Source organism: Curtobacterium sp. ME12, from assembly GCF_903970855.1.
Classification (GTDB): domain Bacteria; phylum Actinomycetota; class Actinomycetes; order Actinomycetales; family Microbacteriaceae; genus Curtobacterium; species Curtobacterium poinsettiae_A.
Genome location: NZ_CAJCKD010000016.1, coordinates 26663 through 47981 on the forward strand (window position 1 = coordinate 26663; position 21319 = coordinate 47981).

The 21319-nt window shown below is 70.0% G+C and carries 22 protein-coding genes; 21 read left to right on the forward strand and 1 reads right to left on the reverse strand.

From position 1 onward, the window contains the following. Positions 1-37 precede the first annotated feature (37 nt). The 6 genes from H7A73_RS09695 to prmC all read left to right on the forward strand — a co-directional run bounded on the left by H7A73_RS09695 (position 38) and on the right by prmC (position 8007). Positions 38-1345, forward strand: a complete 1308-nt coding sequence (locus H7A73_RS09695) for a homoserine dehydrogenase (RefSeq protein WP_182065781.1) — start codon at positions 38-40, stop codon at positions 1343-1345. 87 nt (positions 1346-1432) lie between these two features. After that, positions 1433-2512, forward strand: coding sequence for a threonine synthase (thrC, locus tag H7A73_RS09700; RefSeq protein ID WP_182065782.1), 1080 nt, complete (start codon positions 1433-1435; stop codon positions 2510-2512). 32 nt (positions 2513-2544) lie between these two features. Further along, a complete protein-coding gene (thrB, locus tag H7A73_RS09705; RefSeq protein ID WP_182065783.1) occupies positions 2545-3528 on the forward strand; it encodes a homoserine kinase in 984 nt (327 codons plus the stop codon). 182 nt (positions 3529-3710) lie between these two features. Continuing rightward, on the forward strand, positions 3711-6020 hold the full coding sequence (rho, locus tag H7A73_RS09710; protein ID WP_182065784.1) for a transcription termination factor Rho: 2310 nt from the start codon (positions 3711-3713) through the stop codon (positions 6018-6020). Positions 6021-6023: 3 nt separating this feature from the next. After that, positions 6024-7106 carry a peptide chain release factor 1 gene (gene prfA, locus H7A73_RS09715; RefSeq protein ID WP_017885756.1) on the forward strand — a complete coding sequence of 361 codons (1083 nt, stop codon included), beginning with the start codon at positions 6024-6026 and terminating at the stop codon, positions 7104-7106. A gap of 25 nt (positions 7107-7131) precedes the next feature. Continuing rightward, positions 7132-8007, forward strand: a complete 876-nt coding sequence (prmC, locus tag H7A73_RS09720) for a peptide chain release factor N(5)-glutamine methyltransferase (protein WP_396136821.1) — start codon at positions 7132-7134, stop codon at positions 8005-8007. 34 nt (positions 8008-8041) lie between these two features. On the opposite strand, the gene H7A73_RS09725 is transcribed toward prmC, so the two are convergent. Then, positions 8042-8695: an HAD family hydrolase gene (locus H7A73_RS09725; RefSeq protein WP_182065785.1), complete on the reverse strand. Its 654-nt coding sequence runs from the start codon at positions 8693-8695 to the stop codon at positions 8042-8044. Between the two features lie 37 nt (positions 8696-8732). Between H7A73_RS09725 and H7A73_RS09730 the strand changes: the two genes are divergently transcribed. From H7A73_RS09730 to H7A73_RS09800, 15 genes are all read left to right on the forward strand, one after another. Next, the gene (locus H7A73_RS09730) at positions 8733-9407 is read left to right on the forward strand and encodes an L-threonylcarbamoyladenylate synthase (protein WP_182065786.1); all 675 of its coding nucleotides are present in this window, start codon (positions 8733-8735) and stop codon (positions 9405-9407) included. Further along, positions 9404-10630 carry an MraY family glycosyltransferase gene (locus H7A73_RS09735; protein ID WP_182065787.1) on the forward strand — a complete coding sequence of 409 codons (1227 nt, stop codon included), beginning with the start codon at positions 9404-9406 and terminating at the stop codon, positions 10628-10630. Before H7A73_RS09730 ends, H7A73_RS09735 begins: the two co-directional genes overlap by 4 nt. Further along, complete coding sequence (locus H7A73_RS09740) at positions 10627-11118, forward strand: hypothetical protein (protein WP_259362814.1); 492 nt, start codon at positions 10627-10629, stop codon at positions 11116-11118. The genes H7A73_RS09735 and H7A73_RS09740 overlap by 4 nt, the downstream gene beginning before the upstream one ends. Positions 11119-11222: 104 nt before the next feature. After that, the gene (atpB, locus tag H7A73_RS09745; RefSeq protein WP_259362816.1) at positions 11223-12083 is read left to right on the forward strand and encodes a F0F1 ATP synthase subunit A; all 861 of its coding nucleotides are present in this window, start codon (positions 11223-11225) and stop codon (positions 12081-12083) included. A 61-nt stretch (positions 12084-12144) separates the two neighbouring features. Then, entirely contained in the window at positions 12145-12381 is a 237-nt protein-coding gene (gene atpE, locus H7A73_RS09750; protein WP_027465781.1) for an ATP synthase F0 subunit C, read from the forward strand. A gap of 9 nt (positions 12382-12390) precedes the next feature. Further along, positions 12391-12945: a F0F1 ATP synthase subunit B gene (locus H7A73_RS09755; protein ID WP_182065788.1), complete on the forward strand. Its 555-nt coding sequence runs from the start codon at positions 12391-12393 to the stop codon at positions 12943-12945. Between the two features lie 2 nt (positions 12946-12947). Further along, complete coding sequence (locus tag H7A73_RS09760; RefSeq protein WP_182065789.1) at positions 12948-13742, forward strand: F0F1 ATP synthase subunit delta; 795 nt, start codon at positions 12948-12950, stop codon at positions 13740-13742. 108 nt (positions 13743-13850) lie between these two features. Next, positions 13851-15479, forward strand: coding sequence for a F0F1 ATP synthase subunit alpha (gene atpA / locus H7A73_RS09765; protein WP_110859011.1), 1629 nt, complete (start codon positions 13851-13853; stop codon positions 15477-15479). Next, positions 15480-16382, forward strand: a complete 903-nt coding sequence (locus H7A73_RS09770) for a F0F1 ATP synthase subunit gamma (protein WP_027465777.1) — start codon at positions 15480-15482, stop codon at positions 16380-16382. It begins immediately after the preceding gene. 47 nt (positions 16383-16429) lie between these two features. Further along, positions 16430-17884 carry a F0F1 ATP synthase subunit beta gene (gene atpD, locus H7A73_RS09775; RefSeq protein WP_017885744.1) on the forward strand — a complete coding sequence of 485 codons (1455 nt, stop codon included), beginning with the start codon at positions 16430-16432 and terminating at the stop codon, positions 17882-17884. Position 17885: 1 nt separating this feature from the next. Continuing rightward, positions 17886-18149 carry a F0F1 ATP synthase subunit epsilon gene (locus H7A73_RS09780; protein ID WP_027465776.1) on the forward strand — a complete coding sequence of 88 codons (264 nt, stop codon included), beginning with the start codon at positions 17886-17888 and terminating at the stop codon, positions 18147-18149. Between the two features lie 14 nt (positions 18150-18163). Further along, on the forward strand, positions 18164-18916 hold the full coding sequence (locus H7A73_RS09785; RefSeq protein ID WP_247737754.1) for a YaaA family protein: 753 nt from the start codon (positions 18164-18166) through the stop codon (positions 18914-18916). Between the two features lie 109 nt (positions 18917-19025). Then, entirely contained in the window at positions 19026-19583 is a 558-nt protein-coding gene (locus H7A73_RS09790; RefSeq protein WP_182065790.1) for a hypothetical protein, read from the forward strand. 28 nt (positions 19584-19611) lie between these two features. After that, complete coding sequence (locus tag H7A73_RS09795) at positions 19612-20421, forward strand: FHA domain-containing protein (RefSeq protein ID WP_182065791.1); 810 nt, start codon at positions 19612-19614, stop codon at positions 20419-20421. A gap of 3 nt (positions 20422-20424) precedes the next feature. Continuing rightward, entirely contained in the window at positions 20425-21246 is an 822-nt protein-coding gene (locus tag H7A73_RS09800) for a PP2C family protein-serine/threonine phosphatase (RefSeq protein ID WP_017885739.1), read from the forward strand. The last annotated feature ends 73 nt before the right edge of the window (positions 21247-21319 follow it).

Consider the following 21319-nt stretch of genomic DNA (forward strand, 5'->3'; position numbering starts at 1 on the left):
CGCAGGGCGCACCCCCACCGACAGGAACCGCTACCAGATGATCGAATACCGCAACGTCCGTGTCGCGCTGCTCGGGGCCGGCTCGGTCGGTTCCCAGGTCGCGCGGCTGCTCCTCGAGCACGGCGACGAGCTGGCCTCGCGCGCCGGTGCGGGGCTGGAGCTCGTCGGGATCGCCGTGCGCGACGTGGACGCGCAGCGCGACGTCGACCTGCCGGCGGAGCTCTTCACCACGGACGCGGCATCGCTCATCCTCGGCGCGGACATCGTCGTTGAGCTGATCGGCGGCATCGAGCCGGCGCGCACCCTCGTGCTCCAGGCCCTGCAGTCCGGCGCGGACGTCGTCACCGGCAACAAGGCGCTGCTCGCGACCCACGGCCCGGAACTCTTCGCCGCGGCCGAGCAGGTCGGCGCGCAGCTCTACTACGAGGCCGCCGTGGCGGGGGCGATCCCGATCATCCGGCCCCTGCACGACTCGCTCGCCGGTGACCGCATCGTCCGGATCATGGGCATCGTCAACGGCACCACGAACTTCATCCTCGACCTGATGGACCGCAAGGGCTCCACGTTCGAGGACGCCCTGGCCACCGCGACGGAGCTCGGGTACGCCGAGGCCGACCCGACCGCCGACGTCGAGGGCTACGACGCCGCGCAGAAGGCAGCGATCCTGGCCTCGCTGGCGTTCCACACCTCGGTGCCGCTCGCCGCCGTGCACCGCGAGGGCATCACGCACGTCACGATCGACCAGGTCCGCGCCGCCCGCAAGGCCGGCTACGTCGTGAAGATCCTGGCGTCCGCCGAGCGTCTGACCGACGAGGACGGCCGCGAGGGCGTCAGCGCCCGCGTCTACCCGGCCCTCGTCCCCGAGTCGCACCCGCTCGCGAGCGTGCACGGTGCGAAGAACGCCGTGTTCGTCGAGGCCGAGGCCGCCGGCGACCTGATGTTCTACGGCGCGGGTGCCGGCGGTGTCGAGACGGCCTCGGCGGTCCTCGGCGACCTGGTCTCCGCTGCCCGCCGACACGTCATCGGCGGCCCGGGGGTCGCCGAGTCGACGCAGTCCGAGCTGCCGGTGTTCCCGATCGGCACCGTCCGCACGAGCTACCAGATCACCCTGCACGTCACGGACGCCCCCGGCGTGCTGTCGACCGTCGCCGGCGTGCTCGCGAAGCACGGCGTCAGCGTCGAGACGGTCGAGCAGACCACCACCGGCGCCGCCGAGGGGACCGCGACGCTCGTCATCGGCACCCACCTGGCGCGCGAGGCCGACCTCGCCGACACCGTCGTCGCCCTCCGCGGCGAGGACGTCGTCCTGGACGTCACCAGCGTCCTGCGCGTCGTCGGTCGCTGACGCGACCACGGGCCTCCAGGCCGACCAGCGGGCCCACCGAGCCGAACCACCACCAGATCCACCCCACCGGACAGAGAGAGAAGCCTGATGGCCCACCAGTGGCAGGGAGTCCTGCGCGAGTACGCCGACCGACTCGACGTGACCGAGGCGACGCCCATCGTCACGCTCGGTGAGGGCGGCACGCCGCTCATCCCGGCTCGTCGGCTCTCCGAGCGCACCGGCGCCGAGGTCTACGTGAAGTTCGAGGGCATGAACCCGACGGGTTCGTTCAAGGACCGCGGCATGACGATGGCGATCTCCAAGGCCGTCGAGCACGGCGCGAAGGCCGTCATCTGCGCCTCCACCGGCAACACCAGCGCCTCGGCCGCGGCGTACGCCACGCACGCCGGCATCACCGCCGCGGTGCTCGTGCCGGAGGGCAAGATCGCCATGGGCAAGCTCAGCCAGGCCGTCGCCCACGACGCCCAGCTGCTGCAGGTGCAGGGCAACTTCGACGACTGCCTCGACATCGCCCGCGACCTGGCGGCGAACTACCCGGTGCACCTCGTCAACTCCGTCAACAACGACCGCATCGAGGGGCAGAAGACCGCCGCGTTCGAGGTCGTCGACGTCCTCGGTGACGCACCGGACTTCCACTTCCTGCCCGTCGGCAACGCGGGTAACTACACCGCGTACTCGCGTGGCTACCGCGAGGACGTCGCCGCCGGCCGCAGCACCAAGCTGCCCCGCATGTTCGGGTTCCAGGCCGCCGGTTCCGCCCCGATCGTGCACGGTGAGGTCGTCCGGCACCCCGACACCATCGCGTCGGCGATCCGCATCGGCAACCCCGCCTCGTGGCAGTTCGCGCTCGAGGCACGAGAGGAGACCGACGGCTACTTCGGGGCCATCACCGACGAGGCCATCCTCGCCGCACACCGCATCCTGTCGGCCGAGGTCGGCGTCTTCGTCGAGCCCGCGTCCGCCATCGGTGTCGCCGGGCTGCTCGAGCGTGCCGACGCGGGTGTCGTGCCGAAGGGCGCGAAGGTCGTCATCACGGTCACGGGCCACGGCCTGAAGGACCCGCAGTGGGCCCTCCGCACGTCGGACGGCGGCGAGGTCACCCCGACGAGCGTCCCGGTCGACACGAAGTCGATCGCCGACGTGCTCGGTCTGGTCAGCGAGCAGTGATCTCCGACCGCTCGTCCGGACCGGGTGAGGGCATGACCGCCCGCAGTGCTGTACCGGCCGGACGGGCGGTCCGTACGCTGCCGGCCGGATCAGCGGTGCGCGTCCGGGTGCCGGCGACGTCGGCGAACCTCGGCCCCGGTTTCGACTCGCTCGGCCTCGCGCTCTCGCTCTACGACGAGGTCGTGGTGCGCGTCCGCCGCGAACCCGGCGCGACCGTCACGGTCGAGGGCGTCGGTGCCGGTGAGGTCGCCACCGACGACACGAACCTCGTCGTCCGCGCGGTCCGCCGTGGCCTGGAGCACGCCGGTGTCGACCAGCCCGGTCTCGAGCTGCACGCCACGAACGCGATCCCGCACGGCCGCGGTCTCGGTTCCTCCGCCGCGGCGATCGTCGCCGGGCTGATGGCGGCCCGTGGGCTGCTCGAGGGCATCGTCGACCTGGACGCCTCGACGCTCCTGACCCTGGCCACCGAGATGGAGGGCCACCCGGACAACGTCGCACCGGCGCTCTTCGGCGGCCTGACGATCGCGTGGATGACCGCCGAGGGCCCGGCCTACAAGCGGCTCCTGGTGCACCGCGGCGTCGCCCCGGTGGTGTTCGTGCCGACCTCGACGCTCTCGACCAAGCTCGCGCGCTCCCTGCAGCCCGAGCAGGTCCCGCACGCCGACGCCGCGTTCAACGTCTCCCGCTCGGCGCTGCTCGTCGCGGCGCTCATCCAGAGCCCCGAGCTGCTGCTCGCCGCGACGGAGGACCGGCTGCACCAGGCGTACCGCGCCAGCGCCATGCCCGAGACCGACGCCCTGATCCGGTTGCTCCGGCAACACGGCCTCGCCGCGGTGGTCTCCGGCGCCGGGCCGAGCCTGCTCGTCCTCGGCAGTGACCCGGCACAGCGCCTGACCGCCGCCGAACTGGTGCAGCGACACGCCGAATCCGACTGGCGGCCGCTCATGCTGGCCGTCGATCTCGGTGGTGCTACAGTGGCAGCGCACTCGGCGCTCGAAGCCGAACCCGCGTAACCGTATGGATCGCTCGTCCTCAGGACAGCTCCTGCGACGTCGCAGGGTCCGGTGCGCGAGTGTGCATCTCTTTCTGATCACCGAATCCCGATCCGTCGTCTGAACGGCGGTCGATGCTCACCCTGCGCATCCGGGACGGTGGAAACTCTCCGCGTTCTGCGGTTCGAAAGGAAACACCGACCTTGACCGACAACAACTCCGCCCAGGTGGAGATCCCCAGCGACCTGCGTGCCCTCCGTCTCCCGGAGCTGCAGCGCATCGCATCCTCGCTCGGCATCACCGGGCTCTCCAAGCTCCGCAAGGGCGACCTGATCGCCTCCATCGAGGACAAGCGTCCCGTCGACGAGACCCCGGCCGCCCCGGCCGCCACCGTCGTCGCCGAGACCCCCGCCGAGCCGGCCGCAACCGAGCAGCCGACCCTGCCGGAGCCCGCCGAGGCCCTCGCGCAGCCCGCCGCCGAGGCCCCCGTCGCCGACCCCGAGGCACCCGCCGAGTCGGCAGCCCCGAGCCGTGCCCGTCGTTCGCGCCGCGCGTCGTCCGGTGGCACCGTGAACGCCGCGCCGACCTCGGCCGCCGAGCACACCAACCACGGCCAGACCGGCACCGAGGACCTCCTCGCCGGGCTCGACCAGGTCCGCGCCGAGAAGGACGCCCAGGAAGCCGCGCAGTCCGGCTCGCAGCGCCGTGGCCGTGGCCAGCGGAACGCCGAGCAGCGTGGCACCGAGCAACGTGGCACCGACCAGGGGCAGCAGGCGTCGGCACCTGCCGAGGCCGAGCAGCCGAGCCAGGCGGCCCAGCAGGGCCAGCAGGCTCCGACGTCCGCCGTCCGGGTCGATCAGGACCGGAACGAGTCCGGCGACCAGAACGAGCAGGGCGACCAGAACTCCGAGCAGGGCGAGGGCGGCTCGCGTCGCGGTCGTCGCAGCCGTGGTCGCGGTCGTGGCCGTGGGCAGAACGCCGAGAACGGCGAGCAGCAGAACGGCACCGACCAGCAGAACGGCGGCCAGAACGCCGGCCAGCAGAAGCAGAACGGCGCCGACCAGCAGAACCAGCCGAAGCAGAACGGCGGCGAGCAGCAGAACGGCCAGCAGAACGGCGGCCAGAAGCAGAACGACCAGCCGAAGCAGGCCGAGGCCAAGCAGGACGACAAGGCCGACCAGAAGCAGCAGCAGAACGCCGGTCAGCAGAAGCAGCAGACCAGCGGTCAGCAGAAGCAGCAGCAGCAACAGCACGCCGACGAGGCCGAGAGCGGCCGCAGCCGTCGCCAGCGCGACCGCAAGCGCGGCCGTGGCGGCCAGAACGACGACTTCGAGCCCGAGGTCACCGAGGACGACGTCCTGATCCCGATCGCGGGCATCCTCGACGTCCTCGACAACTACGCGTTCGTCCGCACCACCGGGTACCTGCCGGGCCCGAGCGACGTCTACGTCTCCCTCGGCCAGGTGAAGAAGTACCACCTGCGCAAGGGCGACGCCGTCGTCGGTTCGATCAAGCAGCCGCGTGACGGCGAGCAGCAGAGCCGCCAGAAGTACAACGCGCTCGTCGCCGTCGAGTCGATCAACGGCCAGTCCGCCGACGAGGCCGCGGCCCGCGTCGACTTCAACGACCTCACCCCGCTGTACCCGAACGAGCGCCTGCGCCTCGAGACGGAGCCGGGCAAGCTGTCGACCCGCATCATCGACCTCGTGTCGCCGATCGGCAAGGGCCAGCGCGGTCTCATCGTGTCCCCGCCGAAGGCCGGCAAGACCGTCGTGCTGCAGGCCATCGCGAACGCCGTCGCCAAGAACAACCCCGAGGCGCACCTGATGGTCGTCCTCGTCGACGAGCGGCCCGAAGAGGTCACCGACATGCAGCGCACGGTGAAGGGCGAGGTCATCGCCTCGACCTTCGACCGTCCCGCCGAGGACCACACCACCGTCGCCGAGCTCGCCATCGAGCGTGCGAAGCGCCTGGTGGAGCTGGGCCACGACGTCGTGCTGCTGCTCGACTCGATCACCCGCCTGGGCCGTGCGTACAACCTGTCGACCCCGCCGTCGGGCCGCGTGCTCTCCGGTGGCGTCGACTCGGCGGCGCTGTACCCGCCGAAGCGCTTCTTCGGTGCCGCGCGCAACATCGAGGACGGCGGCTCGCTGACGATCCTCGCGACCGCGCTCGTCGAGACCGGCTCCAAGATGGACGAGGTCATCTTCGAGGAGTTCAAGGGCACCGGCAACATGGAGCTCCGCCTGAACCGTCACCTCGCCGACAAGCGCATCTTCCCCGCCGTCGACGTGAACGCCTCGGGTACTCGTCGCGAGGAGCAGCTGCTCTCCGGCGACGAGGTCAAGATCACCTGGCGTCTGCGCCGCGCCCTCGCCGGGCTCGACCCGCAGCAGGCCCTCGAGATCGTGCTGCGGAACCTCAAGGAGACGCAGTCGAACGTCGAGTTCCTGGTGCAGGTGCAGAAGTCGGTCCCCACGACCGGCGCCCACCACAACGGTCACCAGGAGTAACGCGTGTTCGAGTCGGTAGCGGGGCTGCTGGCGGAACACGAGGACCTGACGCAGCAGCTGTCGGACCCCGCGCTCCACGCCGATGCGGCCCGGGCGAAGAAGGTGAACCGGCGGTACGCCGAGCTCAACCAGATCAAGTCCGCGTACGAGGCCTGGCAGGCGGCGGGGGACGACCTCGCCGCCGCCCAGGAACTCGCGCGTGAAGACGCGGCGTTCGCGGACGAGGTCCCCGGGCTCGAGGAGCAGCTGTCGGAGCGCCAGGAGCGTCTTCGCCGGCTGCTCATCCCGCGCGACCCCGACGACGGCCGTGACGTCATCATGGAGATCAAGGGCGGCGAGGGCGGCGAGGAATCGGCGCTGTTCGCGGCCGATCTGCTGCGCATGTACTCGCACTACGCCGAGACGAAGGGCTGGAAGGTCGAGCTCCTCGAGCGCACCGAGTCCGACCTGGGTGGCTACAAGGACGTCCAGGTCGCGATCAAGTCGAACACGACCGATCCGTCCCAGGGCGTCTGGGCCCACCTGAAGTACGAGGGCGGTGTGCACCGCGTCCAGCGGGTGCCGCAGACCGAGTCGCAGGGGCGCATCCACACCTCGACCACCGGCGTGCTGGTGTTCCCCGAGGTGGACGAGCCCGAAGAGGTCCAGATCAACCAGAACGACCTCAAGATCGACGTCTACCGGTCCTCCGGCCCGGGCGGACAGTCCGTGAACACGACGGACTCCGCGGTCCGCATCACCCACCTGCCCACGGGCATCACGGTGGCGATGCAGAACGAGAAGTCGCAGCTGCAGAACCGCGAGGCCGGCATGCGCGTGCTCCGTGCACGCATCCTCGCGCGCCAGCAGGAGGAGCTCGACGCGATCGCCTCGGATGCGCGCAAGTCGCAGATCCGGGGGATGGACCGTTCGGAGCGCATCCGCACGTACAACTTCCCGGAGAACCGGATCGCGGACCACCGCACCGGCTACAAGGCGTACGACCTCGACCGCGTGATGAACGGTGCCCTCGAGCCCGTCATCCAGTCCGCCATCCAGGCGGACGAAGAGGCACGTCTGGCCGCCATCGGCGACCAGGACGCGTAACCGCACACCCAGCCTGGAGGCCCGGATCACCGCCGACACGCCCCTCACGTACGCCGCGGATCGCCTGCTCGAGCAGGCGGCCGCGGCGCTCGTCGCCGTCGGTGTCCCGACCCCCCGGGTCGACGCCGAGCTGCTGCTCGCGTGGGCGACCGACACCTCGCGCGGTGCCGTCCAGGCCCGCGCGCTCATCGGTGGCGGCATCGCCCCGGAGCACGTCGAGCGCTTCCGGCACGCCGTCGCCCGCCGTGCCACCCGTGAGCCGCTGCAGCACATCACCGGGCAGGCGTACTTCCGCGCGCTCACCCTGTCCGTCGGACCGGGCGTGTTCGTGCCCCGTCCGGAGACCGAGGGCGTCGTGCAGTTCGGCATCGACGCGCTGCGGGCGACCGCCGTCCCCGAGCCGATCGCCGTGGACCTGGGCTCCGGCAGCGGTGCGATCGCGATCGCGATGGACACCGAGGTGCCGAACGCCGTGGTCTACGCCGTCGAGCGGTCTGCGGAGGCCCTGCCCTGGACCCGGCGCAACGTCGACGCCCACGGCGGGACGGTCCGGCTCGTCGAGGGCGACCTCGCCGACGCGCTGCCGGAACTCGACGGCACCGTGGCCGTCGTCGTGTCGAACCCGCCGTACGTGCCGGACGACGCGATCCCGATCGACCCCGAGGTCCGCGACCACGACCCGGCGATGGCGCTCTACGGCGGGCCGGACGGTCTCGACGCCGTCCGGGCACTTGCCGAGACGGCCTGGCGGTTGCTGGTGCCCGGGGGAGTCCTGGTCATCGAGCACGCCGAACCGCAGGGCGCCGGCGTCCGGCAGGTCCTGGCGCGCCGGGGGTTCCGCACCCCCGAGACGCACGTCGACCTGACGGGGCGCGACCGCACGACCACCGCGACCCGCTAGACGGGGCGAGTCGCGCCTCCGGTGCGGTGCCGCGTCACGCGACCGGAGTCGCCGTCTGTTGCTGCGCCGCGACGAAGGCGCGGACGTGCTCCCGCAGGTCGGTGTCGTGCTCGACCAGGACCGCGTGGATGCCGACGCTCCTCGCACCCGCGACGTTCTCGGGCATGTCGTCGGCGAAGAAGGTGCGCTCCGCGGGGACGCCGTGGTGCGCGACCGCACGCTGGAAGACCTCGGGCTCGGGCTTCCGGGCGCCGAAGTTGCTCGACGTGTCCAGGTGCTCCCCGAAGACCTCGGGCAGGGACGGCGCCCACTCGTGGATCCAGCGGCCGGCGAGCGGTCCGTTGTTGGTGAGCAGCCCGACACGCCCGTGTTCGCTCGCGATCCGGACCGCCTCGATGCGTTCCGGCAGCTCGGTCATGGCGGATCCCCGGATCCGGGCCCAGTCGGCCTCGGGGACGTCGCACTCCATCGCGCGCTCGAACGCGGCGAGGTACTCGTCGCCGTCGGCGAACCCACCGGCCTCGGCACGCATCTCGTGGCCGCAGTCCCACCAGCGGCGACGGAGCTCCTGGAACTCGTGTCCGGTGAACTCGGAGAGTGCGGCCATGCGCACCTGCCAGTCGTACCGGACCAGGACGTCGTCCATGTCGAAGAGGAACAGGAGCGGGGGTGCGGGCGTCTCGTTCACGATGTCCACCATTGTGTCGCACTATCATCGTCGAGTCATGGCATCCCGATACGACTGCACCGACTCCGACGGGCTCCTGACCGGGATGCGGCTCGCACGTGCCGCCCTCGGACGCGGAGAGCTCGTCGTGGTCCCCACCGACACCGTCTACGGCCTCGCCGCGGACGCCTTCAGCGCGACGGCCGTGCAGCGGCTGCTCGACGCGAAGGGCCGCACACGGCAGTCGCCGCCGCCCGTGCTCATCCCCGGTCCGCCCACGCTCGACGCCCTCGCCAGCGAGGTCCCGCAGCCGGTGCGCGACCTGGTGGCCGAGTTCTGGCCGGGCGGGCTGACCGTCATCCTGCACGCACAGCCGTCGCTCGACTGGGACCTCGGCGAGACGCGCGGCACGGTCGCGCTGCGGATGCCGGACTCGCGGATCGCCCTCGAGCTGCTGCAGGAGGTCGGACCCCTCGCGGTCTCGTCCGCGAACTCCACGGGCGACCCGGCCGCGATGGACGTCGACGCCGCCGAGCGCATGCTCGGTGACAGCGTCGCGATCTACCTGGACGGCGGGCCCGTCGAGGTGCACGACGGCTTCGAGGCCAGCACCGGGTCGACCATCGTCGACGCCACCGGGCTGTCGGACGGCGGGAAGCTCCGCATCGTCCGGCACGGGGTGATCCCCGACGAGGAGATCACCCGGGTCGTCGGAGCCGACCTCGTCACATGAAGTACTACCTGCTCGCGGGGGCCATCGCCGCGGTCGTGAGCTTCGGGATGAGCCTGATCGTCTGGAAGCTCGGGCTGAAGTACAAGTGGTACCCGCAGGTCCGCGAGCGGGACGTGCACCGGACGCCGACGCCGCGGCTCGGTGGCATCGCGATGTACATCGGCGTCATCGTCTCGCTGCTCGCGGCCTGGTTCCTGTTCCCGTCGATCGCGGGGACCGACTACTTCCGGCTCGTGTTCTCCGAACCCGGCCGCGTGCTCGCGGTGCTCGGGGGAGCGACCATCATCGTGGTCCTCGGCGTCGCGGACGACATCTGGGACCTCGACTGGATGACGAAGCTCGCTGGGCAGATCATCGCGGCGGGCATCCTCGCCTGGCAGGGCGTCGCGATCGTGTCGCTCCCGATCGGCAACACACTGGGCGTCGGCTCGTCGTACATGAGCCTGATCTTCACCGTGCTGGCGGTGGTGCTCGTGATGAACGCGGTGAACTTCATCGACGGGCTCGACGGCCTGGTGGCCGGCGTCGCGATCATCGCCGGTGGGGTGTTCTTCCTCTACACGTTCTTCATCAACCGCGTGGTCGTGCAGACCGAGTTCTTCTTCAACCTGCCCTCGCTGCTCACCGCGGTCCTCGTCGGAGCTTGCTTCGGCTTCCTCATCCTGAACTGGCACCCCGCCAAGCTCTTCATGGGTGACGCCGGCGCGCTGCTCGTCGGGTTCCTGATGGCCACCAGCGCGGTCTCGGTCACGGGCAACATCGACCCGGCGGCGGTGCAGACACGCCAGGCGCTGCTGCCGGCGTTCATCCCGATCCTGCTGCCGTTCGCGATCCTGATCGTGCCGATCCTGGACTTCGGTCTCGCGGTCACCCGCCGACTCAGCGCGGGCAAGTCGCCGTTCTCGGCCGACCGGAAACACCTGCACCACCGCCTGCTCGACATGGGGCACTCGCACTTCCACGCGGTGCTGATCTTCTACGCGTGGACCGCGACCGTCGCCTTCGGGTGTCTGCTGTTCCTCTTCGTGGACTGGTACTGGGTGGTCGTCTTCGTGTCCGTCGGCTTCACCGTCTGTGCCGTCGCCACGTTCGCGCCGCTCGGCCGGAAACGCACCGAGATCGCTGCCCAGACCGCCAACCGCTCCGCCGCCGTGGTGGACGCAAGCCTCGACCCGCTCGACCGGGCCGCCAACGACCGCACGATCCCTGGAGACCTCACGTGACCGCACCGAACGCGCTCGACCACGTCCGGCCGGTGTTCCGCCGCATCATCACCTGGGGAGCGGTCCTCGCCGTCGCCCTGGCGGTGGTCGGCGGACTCGTCGGGTTCCTCGTCGCGGACGGTCCCGGGCTGGTCGGGGGACTGCTCGGCGCCGTGCTGAGCGTCGTGTTCCTCGGGCTCACCGCGGTCAGTGTCCTCGTCGCGCTGCGCGTCTCGAAGGGCCAGATGATCTCCGGTGCCTTCTTCGGCATCGTGATGGGCACCTGGCTGCTCAAGTTCATCGTCTTCATCGTGCTGCTGGTCCTGCTCAAGGACCGCGACTGGGTCGACTTCCCGGTGCTGGCGATCGTGATCATCGCGGGGGTCGTCGGCTCCCTGGTGATCGACGTCGTCGCCGTCGCGAAGGCCCGCATCCCGATCGGCGTCCGCCTGCCGGGCGACGAGGGCGCCGGCTCCGCAGACGCTGGGAACACGACCCCGCCCAACTGAGAAGCCGGGAAGCCTCTCGCACCTGATAGGCTTCTCGACGTCCGCTTCCGGAGCCCCGCTCGGGCGGACAAGCCTCCACAACGTCCACCATCGCGTGCCATGATGTGCGCGCGCCGACACAGGAGACAGCGCTGCTATCCCACGCTCTTCCCCTGTCCCTCTCCGCTGCGGTTGACACCGTCGCGGCGGGGAGCAGCAAGGCCGCCGAGTTCCATGGTCCGTCGATCAACGAGTTCTTCCCCGATGCTCTTCTGTGGGCAGGGACGCCGTTCGAGATCGATCGGGTCGTCCTCATCCGCTTCTTCGCCGTCGCCGTGCTCCTGGTGTTCGCGTTCGTGGGCACCCGTGCACTGAAGCTCGTGCCGAACCGCGGTCAGGCGTTCATCGAGTACGCGTTCGACGTCGTCCGTCGCAACACCTTCGACAACCTCGGAGAGAAGGACGGCAAGCGCTTCCTGCCGCTCCTGGCGACGATCTTCTTCGGCGTGCTGTTCATGAACCTGACGGGTCTGATCCCGGGCATGAACCTCGCCGGCACCAGCCGCATCGCGATGCCGATGATCCTGGCGATCGTCGCGTACCTCGCCTTCATCTACGCCGGCCTCCGCAAGCACCCGGGCACGTTCCTCAAGAACTCGCTCTTCCCGCCCGGGGTGCCGTGGCCGCTGTACATCATCGTGACGCCGATCGAGCTCGTCTCGACCTTCGTGCTCCGTCCCGTCACGCTGACGCTGCGACTCCTGATGAACATGGTCGTGGGGCACCTGCTCCTCGTGCTGTTCTTCTCGGCCACGCAGTTCTTCTTCTTCGACGCATCGCTCGGCTTCAAGGCCTTCGGCGTCGGGACCATCGCGTTCGGCATCGCGTTCAGCTTCTTCGAGATCCTCGTCGCGCTGCTGCAGGCCTACGTCTTCATGCTCCTCACCGCCGTCTACATCCAGCTGGCGCTGGCCGACGAGCACTGATTCCTCACTGACCCCCTACGGGACCGGCGACCGTCGGACCCGCACCTCGAAAGGAAAACACGTGGACGCAACGACCGTTCTCGCGGAGATCAACGGCAACATCGCGACGGTTGGCTACGGCCTCGCAGCGATCGGCCCGGCCATCGGCGTCGGCATCGTCGTCGGCAAGACGATCGAGTCCGTCGCTCGCCAGCCCGAGCTCCAGGGCCGCCTGACGACCCTCATGTACATCGGTATCGCCTTCACCGAGGCCCTGGCCTTCATCGGTATCGCCACGTACTTCATCTTCACCAACTAAGGTTCCTCGATGCAGAACGCACTCATCATCGCAGCGGAGGAAGCGCACAACCCGCTGATCCCGCCGCTGTACGACATCGTGTGGTCGGCGCTCGCATTCGTCATCATCTTCGTGGTGATGTGGCGTGTCGTCACGCCGCGCATCACGAAGATGCTCGATGAGCGCACCGAGGCCATCGAGGGCGGCATCAAGAAGGCCGAGGCCGCTCAGGAGCAGGCCGCCGCCGCGCTCGACGAGTACAACAAGCAGCTCGCCGATGCACGTGCCGAGGCATCGCGTATCCGTGAGCAGGCCCGCGCCGACGCCACGGCGATCGGCAACGAGGTCCGCGAGCAGGCGGCCGCCGATGCAGCACGCATCACGGCCAACGCCCAGGCGCAGATCGAGGCCGAGCGTCAGAGCGCCGTTCAGGCGCTCCGGTCCGAAGTGGGCACCCTCGCGCTGGACCTCGCGTCCGGTGTGATCGGTGAGTCCCTCAAGGACGACGCCAAGTCGACCGCAGTGGTCGACCGCTTCCTCGCCGACCTCGAGGCCTCGCAGGCCACGAAGACGGGGGAGCACTGAGCATGCGCAGCGCTACCAGGGAAGCACTCGCGTCCACCAGGGCGGTGCTGTCGGACCTCGGTCCGAGCGCCGGCCTGGCCGCGGGTGCCGAGATCCTCGCCTCCGGGCGTGCGATCGCCGGTGCGCCGCAGCTGCTCGGGCTGCTGTCCGACCCCACGGCCGACCCGGCCGGCAAGAAGGTCCTCATCGATCGTGTCTTCGCCGGACAGTCGGACGCGACGCGTGCGGTCCTGACCGCGGTGGCCGGCTCGCGCTGGTCCTCGCAGCAGGACCTGCTCGCCGGCATCGAGGACGCGGGCATCCGCGCCGTCGCCGCCACCGCGGGTCCGGACTCGTCGATCGAGTCGGAGCTGTTCGCCTTCGAGACCGCCGTCCGGTCGGACGCCGCCCTCGAGCTGGCGCTCGGCACCAAGCTCGGCAGCCCCGAACAGAAGGGCGCGCTCGTCGAGCGGCTCCTCGGTGCCAAGGCATCGGAGCAGACGATCACGATCGTCTCGGCCCTGGTGCAGCAGCCCCGCGGCCGCCGCATCGGTGAGATCGTCCGTGATGCCTCGCGCATCGTGGCCGAGCAGGCCGGCAAGCTCGTCGCGACTGTCGTCACGGCAACGCCACTGACCCCCGCACAGTCGGCCCGCGTCACACGCGGTCTGTCCGAGCGGTACGGCAAGGACATCAGCATCAACCAGGTCGTCGACCCCACGGTCGTCGGCGGGGTCCGGGTGCAGATCGGCGGCGACGTCATCGACGGCACCGTGTCCACGCGACTCTCGGAGCTCCGGCTCCAGCTCGCCGGCTAGGCGTACGGTCGAAGCCGCTCCTCCCCAAGTCCACAACGGGAACTGCCGAGTCCGGCAGCGTCACCCTCTCGGAGCCGAAGGGCCCCGGAAAACCACAAGGAAAATCCCATGGCAGACATCACCATCAGCCCCGATGAGATCCGTGATGCCCTGAAGGACTTCGTCTCGAACTACGAGCCGACGAAGGCCTCCACGGCCGAGGTCGGGCACGTCACCGACGCCGGTGACGGCATCGCCCACGTCGAGGGTCTCCCCGGCGTCATGGCGAACGAGCTCATCCGCTTCCAGGACGGCACGCTCGGCCTCGCGCAGAACCTCGACGAAGACGAGATCGGCGCCATCGTGCTCGGCGAGTTCGGCGGCATCGAGGAGGGCATGGAGGTCACCCGCACGGGTGAGGTCCTCTCCGCCCCCGTCGGCGACGCCTTCCTCGGTCGCGTCGTCGACCCGCTCGGCGCCCCGATCGACGGTCTCGGCGAGATCGCCGCAGAGGGCCGTCGTGCCCTCGAGCTCCAGGCCCCCGGCGTCATGGCCCGCAAGTCGGTCCACCAGCCGCTGCAGACCGGCATCAAGGCGATCGACGCGATGATCCCCGTCGGCCGTGGTCAGCGTCAGCTGATCATCGGCGACCGCCAGACCGGCAAGACGGCCATCGCGATCGACACGATCATCAACCAGAAGGCCAACTGGGAGTCCGGCGACGAGGAGAAGCAGGTCCGCTGCATCTACGTCGCCATCGGTCAGAAGGGCTCCACGATCGCCTCGGTCAAGGGTGCGCTCGAGGACGCCGGCGCGATGGAGTACACCACCATCGTCGCCGCCCCGGCCTCTGACCCGGCCGGCTTCAAGTACCTCGCCCCGTATACCGGTTCGGCCATCGGCCAGCACTGGATGTACCAGGGCAAGCACGTCCTCATCATCTTCGACGACCTGTCCAAGCAGGCCGAGGCCTACCGTGCGGTGTCGCTCCTCCTGCGTCGTCCGCCGGGCCGCGAGGCCTACCCGGGTGACGTCTTCTACCTGCACTCCCGTCTGCTGGAGCGTTGCGCGAAGCTGTCCGACGAGCTCGGCGCCGGTTCGATGACGGGCCTCCCGATCATCGAGACCAAGGCGAACGACGTCTCGGCGTACATCCCGACCAACGTCATCTCCATCACCGACGGTCAGATCTTCCTGCAGTCGGACCTCTTCAACGCGAACCAGCGTCCGGCCGTCGACGTGGGCATCTCGGTGTCCCGCGTCGGTGGTGACGCCCAGGTGAAGTCGATCAAGAAGGTCTCCGGCACGCTGAAGCTCGAGCTGGCGCAGTACCGCTCGCTCGAGGCGTTCGCGATGTTCGCGTCCGACCTCGACCAGGCGTCGCGTCGTCAGCTGGAGCGCGGTGCACGTCTGACCGAGCTCCTCAAGCAGCCGCAGTACTCGCCGTACCCGGTCGAGGAGCAGGTCGTCTCGATCTGGGCCGGCACGAACGGCAAGCTCGACACCGTCCCGGTGCCGGACGTGCTCCGCTTCGAGTCCGAACTGCTCGACCACCTGCGTCGCAACTCCGACGTCCTCACGACCCTGCGCGAGACGAACCAGCTCAGCGACGAGACCGTCGCCGAGATGGACAAGCAGATCGACGAGTTCACGAAGAGCTTCCAGACGAGCGACGGCAAGACCCTCGGCTCCGAGCAGTTCGACGCGGCTGACGCCGAGGACGTCGACCAGGAGCAGATCGTCAAGGGTCGTCGCTAGATGGCAGCGCAGGTCCGGGTCTACCGCCAGCGGATCAAGTCGGCGAAGACCACGAAGAAGGTCACCCGCGCCATGGAGCTGATCTCGGCGTCGCGGATCCAGAAGGCGCAGGCCCGCATGGCTGCGTCCGGTCCGTACTCGCGGGCCGTCACGCGTGCGGTGTCGGCCGTGGCGACGTTCTCGAACGTCGACCACGTGCTGACCACCGAGCCGGAGTCGTCGACCCGTGCAGCCGTCGTGCTCTTCACCTCGGACCGCGGCCTGAACGGCGCGTTCAGCACGAACGTCCTCAAGCAGGGCGAGGAGCTAGCCTCCCTGCTCCGCAGCGAGGGCAAGGACGTCGTCTACTACCTGGTCGGCCGCAAGTCCGTCGGGTACTTCGCGTTCCGTGAGCGTCCGTCCGAGCAGCAGTGGGTCGGCAACACCGACCAGCCGGAGTTCTCGACGGCCAAGGAGATCGGCGACGCCGTCGTGGCGAAGTTCCTCCAGGACACCGCTGACGGCGGTGTGGACGAGATCCACATCGTGTTCAACCGGTTCATCAGCCTGGCGACCCAGGAGCCGCAGGTCGTTCGCCTGCTGCCCCTCGAGGTCGTCGAGGGCATCGACGAGCCCGAGGGCAACGAGCCCCTGCCGCTCTACGAGTTCGAGCCGGACGCCGACGCGGTGCTCGACTCGCTGCTCCCGGTCTACATCGAGAGCCGCATCTTCAACGCCATGCTGCAGTCGGCTGCTTCCGAGCACGCCGCGCGTCAGAAGGCGATGAAGGCGGCCAGCGACAACGCCGACTCGCTGATCCGTGACTTCACCCGACTCGCGAACAACGCGCGTCAGGCGGAGATCACCCAGCAGATCTCCGAGATCGTCGGCGGCGCCGACGCCCTCTCGTCGAAGAAGAAGTAGTCCGCGTCGTTCGCGGACAGATACCCACCCTCAGGAAGGCACCAGCCATGACCGACACCGCAACCACCGCGGTCGAGACGTCGTCGGCGCCCGGTGTCGGCCGGATCGCCCGTGTCACGGGCCCCGTCGTCGACATCGAGTTCCCCCACGACGCAATCCCGGAGATGTACAACCTCCTGTTCACGACCATCACCATCGGTGACTCGTCGCAGGAGATCGGCCTCGAGGTCGCGCAGCACCTCGGCGACGACCTCGTCCGTGCCATCTCCCTGAAGCCGACCGACGGCCTGGTCCGTGGCCAGGAGGTCCGTGACTCGGGCGCTCCGATCTCGGTCCCCGTCGGCGACGTCACCAAGGGCAAGGTCTTCGACGTCCTCGGGAACGTGCTCAACACGGACGAGAAGCTCGAGATCACCGAGCGCTGGCCGATCCACCGCAAGGCTCCGGCCTTCGACCAGCTCGAGTCCAAGACCTCGATGTTCGAGACCGGCATCAAGTCCATCGACCTCCTCACCCCGTACGTGCAGGGTGGCAAGATCGGCCTCTTCGGTGGTGCGGGCGTCGGCAAGACCGTCCTCATCCAGGAGATGATCCAGCGCGTTGCGCAGGACCACGGCGGTGTGTCGGTGTTCGCCGGGGTCGGTGAGCGCACCCGTGAGGGCAACGACCTCATCGGTGAGATGGAAGAGGCGGGTGTCTTCGACAAGACGGCCCTCGTGTTCGGCCAGATGGACGAGCCGCCGGGAACGCGTCTGCGCGTGGCCCTGTCGGCGCTGACGATGGCGGAGTACTTCCGCGATGTCCAGAAGCAGGACGTGCTCCTCTTCATCGACAACATCTTCCGCTTCACGCAGGCCGGCTCCGAGGTCTCGACGCTGCTCGGCCGCATGCCGTCCGCCGTGGGTTACCAGCCCAACCTCGCCGACGAGATGGGTGTGCTCCAGGAGCGCATCACCTCGACGCGCGGTCACTCGATCACCTCGCTGCAGGCGATCTACGTGCCGGCTGACGACTACACCGACCCGGCTCCGGCCACCACGTTCGCGCACCTCGACGCGACGACCGAGCTCTCCCGTGAGATCGCTTCGCAGGGTCTGTACCCCGCGATCGACCCGCTGGCGTCGACGTCGCGCATCATGGACCCGCGGTACCTGGGTGCCGACCACTACGAGACGGCCACGCGCGTCAAGCAGATCCTCCAGAAGAACAAGGAACTGCAGGAGATCATCGCCATCCTCGGTGTCGACGAGCTCTCCGAAGAGGACAAGATCACGGTCGAGCGCGCTCGTCGTATCCAGCAGTTCCTCTCGCAGAACACCTACATGGCGAAGAAGTTCACGGGTGTCGAGGGATCCACGGTGCCGCTCAAGGACACCATCGAGTCCTTCCGTGCCATCGCCGACGGCGAGTTCGACCACGTTGCGACCCAGGCGTTCTTCAACGTCGGTGGCATCAACGACGTGGAAGAGAAGTGGGCTCAGATCCAGAAGGAGAACCGCTGACATGGCGGGTCTCAGCGTGAGCGTCGTCTCGGCCGACCGTGAGGTCTGGTCGGGCGACACCACCATGGTCGTCGCACGGACGACAGAGGGCCAGATCGGCATCCTCGCCGGACACGAGCCGATGCTCGCGATCCTGGCGCAGGGTCAGGTCCGCATCACGCGGGCCGATGGGTCGACCGTCGCGGTCGACGCCGAGGACGGCTTCCTGTCGGTCGAGCACGACACGGTGACGATCGTCGCGCGGCAGGCCGCGCTGGCGTCCTGACCGGACTGACCGTCCTGCTCCCGCCTTCGGAGACGAAGCGGGAGGGCGGGGACACGAGCCGCACGCTCGATCTGCGTGCGCTCTCGTTCCCGGAACTGGCCGATGAGCGGGCCGCGGTGATGACCGCGGCCCGCTTCGTCAGTTCCGAGGAGTCCTCGGCCAGGACGGCGCTCAAACTCGGTCCGAAGTCGATCGCCGAGCGGCTCCGGAACCTGGAGCTCGACACCTCGGGCACCATGCCCGCGATCGAGCGGTACACCGGGGTCCTGTACGACCCGTTGGGCGCGCAGGACGCGGATGTGGCGACCCGTGCGTGGTGGGCGGAGCACGTGATCGTGCAGTCCGCGATGTTCGGGCCGATCGGTGCCGGTGACCCGATCCCGGCGTACCGGCTCTCGCACGACTCCCGGCTCGGGTCGATCCGGTTGGCAGCGCACTGGCCCGCGGTGTCGACCCGCTCCCTGCTGACCCGTGCGGACGGCCTGGTGCTCGACCTGCGGTCCGAGGGGTACCGGCAGCTCGGGCCCGTGTCTGGGGCGGTGGCACCACGGGTGGTGAGCGTCGACGGCTCCGGCCGTCGTCGTGCACTGAACCACTGGAACAAGACCGCGAAGGGCCGCCTGGTGGCGCTGCTCGCCCGCACCGGCGCGCGCATCGGCAGCATGGACGACCTGGTGCGTTGGGCGGCCGCGAACGGCGTGGTCGTCGAGCGCAACGAGGGCAGCTGGGACCTGGTCGCTGAGAGCCTGGAGCCGGTCGCGGCCTGAGCGGGTGCTGGGTCGGCCCGTCCTCCACAGGCGTGAGCGGGGTCGCTCCGGTCCACAGATGGTCGGGGCGCCCCTGCCTGGAGGCCCGCGGCACGTTTCGATGGCGTGCATGATCCCTCTCACGGCACAGTCCGGTCCCGGCTCCGCAGTCCGTTTCCCTCGCGAGATCGCCGCGGCGGTCACCCTCCCTGCTGCAGCGGCCGCGCTGGTCGCGCCCGGCCGCGCCGTCCTGTCGACGGCCGCTGCGACGGCCGTGGTGACGGCGTGCGGCGCACTCGCGCCCCGGATGGCCCTGGTGCCGTTCATCGCGGCGCAGGGCACGCCGGATCCCCGTTCGATCCGGGTGTTCGACCCCTTCGCGGACCCGACTCCGCCCGCGCTCCATGGTTTCGGCCCGGCTCCCGATCGGGCCCGCGTGCGGGTCGCCGGCGACCGGTGCGCCGAAGCGTGGCGGGTGTGGCGGGCGCAGGACGGCCCGTTCGATGGATCGTCGGGCGCGGCCGGTGCCCTGTCGCTCGGTGCCTGGTGCGCGTGGGCGCTCGGGTCGTGGGCCCGGGCGGAGACGCGTGCGCGGTACGCTCTCGAGACCCGCGCGGACGACCCGCTCGCCGGCCTCGTCCTGCGCTCGGTCGTCGCGGGCAGCGGGCCGTCGTGGGAGCGTCGATGACGTGGGGTCGACCGGATCGTCTACGGTGGTGGGGACCACACTGGGAGGGCTCCGGTTGCGCGACGACGACATCGAGGACACCGTCATCCCGCGACCCCGACGATCGCTGGGCGACCGGACGGCGGACGCCATCGACGACACCGTCATCCGCGGCGCAGCTCCCGTCGTCCCCGGTCCCGACCCCGATCCCGACCCCGGGTCCGACGACGGGGTCCTCGGTGACACGGTCATCCGGCCCGGGCCCGGGGCACCCGGTCAGCCACCGCCAGCCGTGGTCGACGTCGATCCGGACGACACCGTCGTCCGGGTGCCGGCGCGACCCGGCGCCGGAGCGAGCCCGTTCGTGGGTGCTGCACCGGGCCTCCCGTCCGTCCCGGCGGTACCCGCCGCCCCCACGGCACGCGTGCCCTCGATCCGCATCGGCGACCGCACCTTCCGTCTCGACCACCCCGTGGTCATCGGCAGACGGCCGTCGCTGCCGCGGGTCACCCGTGGCCCGCAGCCCGAACTCGTGACCGTGCGGTCGGCGTACGGCCAGGTGTCGTCGTCCCACGTCCGGATGCACGCCGAGGGCGAAGCCGTCGTCGTGCAGGACCTCCGGTCCACGAACGGCACGGTCGTCCGCCCGGCCGGCGCGCCCGCGTACCGCATGGCATCGGGTGCGTCGATCGTCGCGCTGACGGGTACGGTAGTCGAGATCGGTGACGGCAACGCCATCGAGGTCCTCTCGCCGTACCTCCGGGTCGCACCGACGGCAGAGGGGCTGCCTCCGGTTCCCCCGTGGCCCTCCGATCAGACAGCACACGGCACGCCCCGACCCACCAGAGAGCGATCCTGACACGTGACCGAACTCGGCCGAGCAGCCACTGCGCACGCCATCGACGTCCCCGGTGCCGACGGCGCCACCCTGACGCTCTCGTGGGGAGCCGCGACCGACGTCGGTCGACGGCGTGACCACAACGAGGACAGCTACATCGTGGGCGCGCCGTTCTTCGTCGTCGCCGACGGCATGGGCGGGCACCTCGCGGGCGACCGCGCCAGCGACGCGGTCGTGCGTCGGCTCGAACAGGTGACGGCCGAGCCGTTCACCACGCGCCAGGGCATCCAGCGTGCACTGCTCCTCGCGACCGCCGACATCGAGCGTGCGGCCGGTGGCAACGCCATCGGCGCGGGCACCACGGTCACCGGTATCGCGCTCGTGGCGTCGCTCGGGCAGCCCGCGGCGCTCGTGTTCAACGTCGGCGACTCCCGCACCTACCGCATCGAGGACGGCGTGCTCCGCCGCGTCACCGTCGACCACTCGGTGGTGCAGGAGATGGTGGACGCCGGCCTGCTGCGTGCCGAGGACGCCGAACAGCACCCGGACAGCAACGTCATCACGCGAGCGGTCGGCTTCGGCGAACCGCCGGCGCCGGACTGGTGGACCCTGCCCCTGCGGGCCGGTGACCGCTACATCGTCTGCTCCGACGGGCTGACCAAGGAACTCGGCGACGCCGGCATCGCACGCATCGCGGCACGTGAGCCGGGCGCGCAGGACCTTGCGGAGCGCCTGGTCGGCGACGCCGTCGTGGCAGGCGGGCGTGACAACGTCACCGTCGTGGTGCTGCAGGTCGATGCCGCACCGGACGACGGCGACCTCGAGGACACGCTGCCGCGGCACTAGCTGGCCCCCGAACTGGGGGAACACGTCGAGCTGTGGGGGATCGGCGTGCGGAATGTCGGTCACCCACGCTTCG

What these genes read in the sequence shown, in the direction of transcription:
- H7A73_RS09695 (WP_182065781.1), top strand. Translation starts at nt 38, where the DNA reads ATGATCGAATACCGCAACGTCCGTGTCGCGCTGCTCGGGGCCGGCTCG.
- thrC (WP_182065782.1), top strand. Translation starts at nt 1,433, where the DNA reads ATGGCCCACCAGTGGCAGGGAGTCCTGCGCGAGTACGCCGACCGACTC.
- thrB (WP_182065783.1), top strand. Translation starts at nt 2,545, where the DNA reads ATGACCGCCCGCAGTGCTGTACCGGCCGGACGGGCGGTCCGTACGCTG.
- H7A73_RS09730 (WP_182065786.1), top strand. Translation starts at nt 8,733, where the DNA reads ATGGCATCCCGATACGACTGCACCGACTCCGACGGGCTCCTGACCGGG.
- H7A73_RS09735 (WP_182065787.1), top strand. Translation starts at nt 9,404, where the DNA reads ATGAAGTACTACCTGCTCGCGGGGGCCATCGCCGCGGTCGTGAGCTTC.
- H7A73_RS09755 (WP_182065788.1), top strand. Translation starts at nt 12,391, where the DNA reads ATGCAGAACGCACTCATCATCGCAGCGGAGGAAGCGCACAACCCGCTG.
- H7A73_RS09760 (WP_182065789.1), top strand. Translation starts at nt 12,948, where the DNA reads ATGCGCAGCGCTACCAGGGAAGCACTCGCGTCCACCAGGGCGGTGCTG.
- atpA (WP_110859011.1), top strand. Translation starts at nt 13,851, where the DNA reads ATGGCAGACATCACCATCAGCCCCGATGAGATCCGTGATGCCCTGAAG.
- H7A73_RS09770 (WP_027465777.1), top strand. Translation starts at nt 15,480, where the DNA reads ATGGCAGCGCAGGTCCGGGTCTACCGCCAGCGGATCAAGTCGGCGAAG.
- atpD (WP_017885744.1), top strand. Translation starts at nt 16,430, where the DNA reads ATGACCGACACCGCAACCACCGCGGTCGAGACGTCGTCGGCGCCCGGT.
- H7A73_RS09780 (WP_027465776.1), top strand. Translation starts at nt 17,886, where the DNA reads ATGGCGGGTCTCAGCGTGAGCGTCGTCTCGGCCGACCGTGAGGTCTGG.
- H7A73_RS09790 (WP_182065790.1), top strand. Translation starts at nt 19,026, where the DNA reads ATGATCCCTCTCACGGCACAGTCCGGTCCCGGCTCCGCAGTCCGTTTC.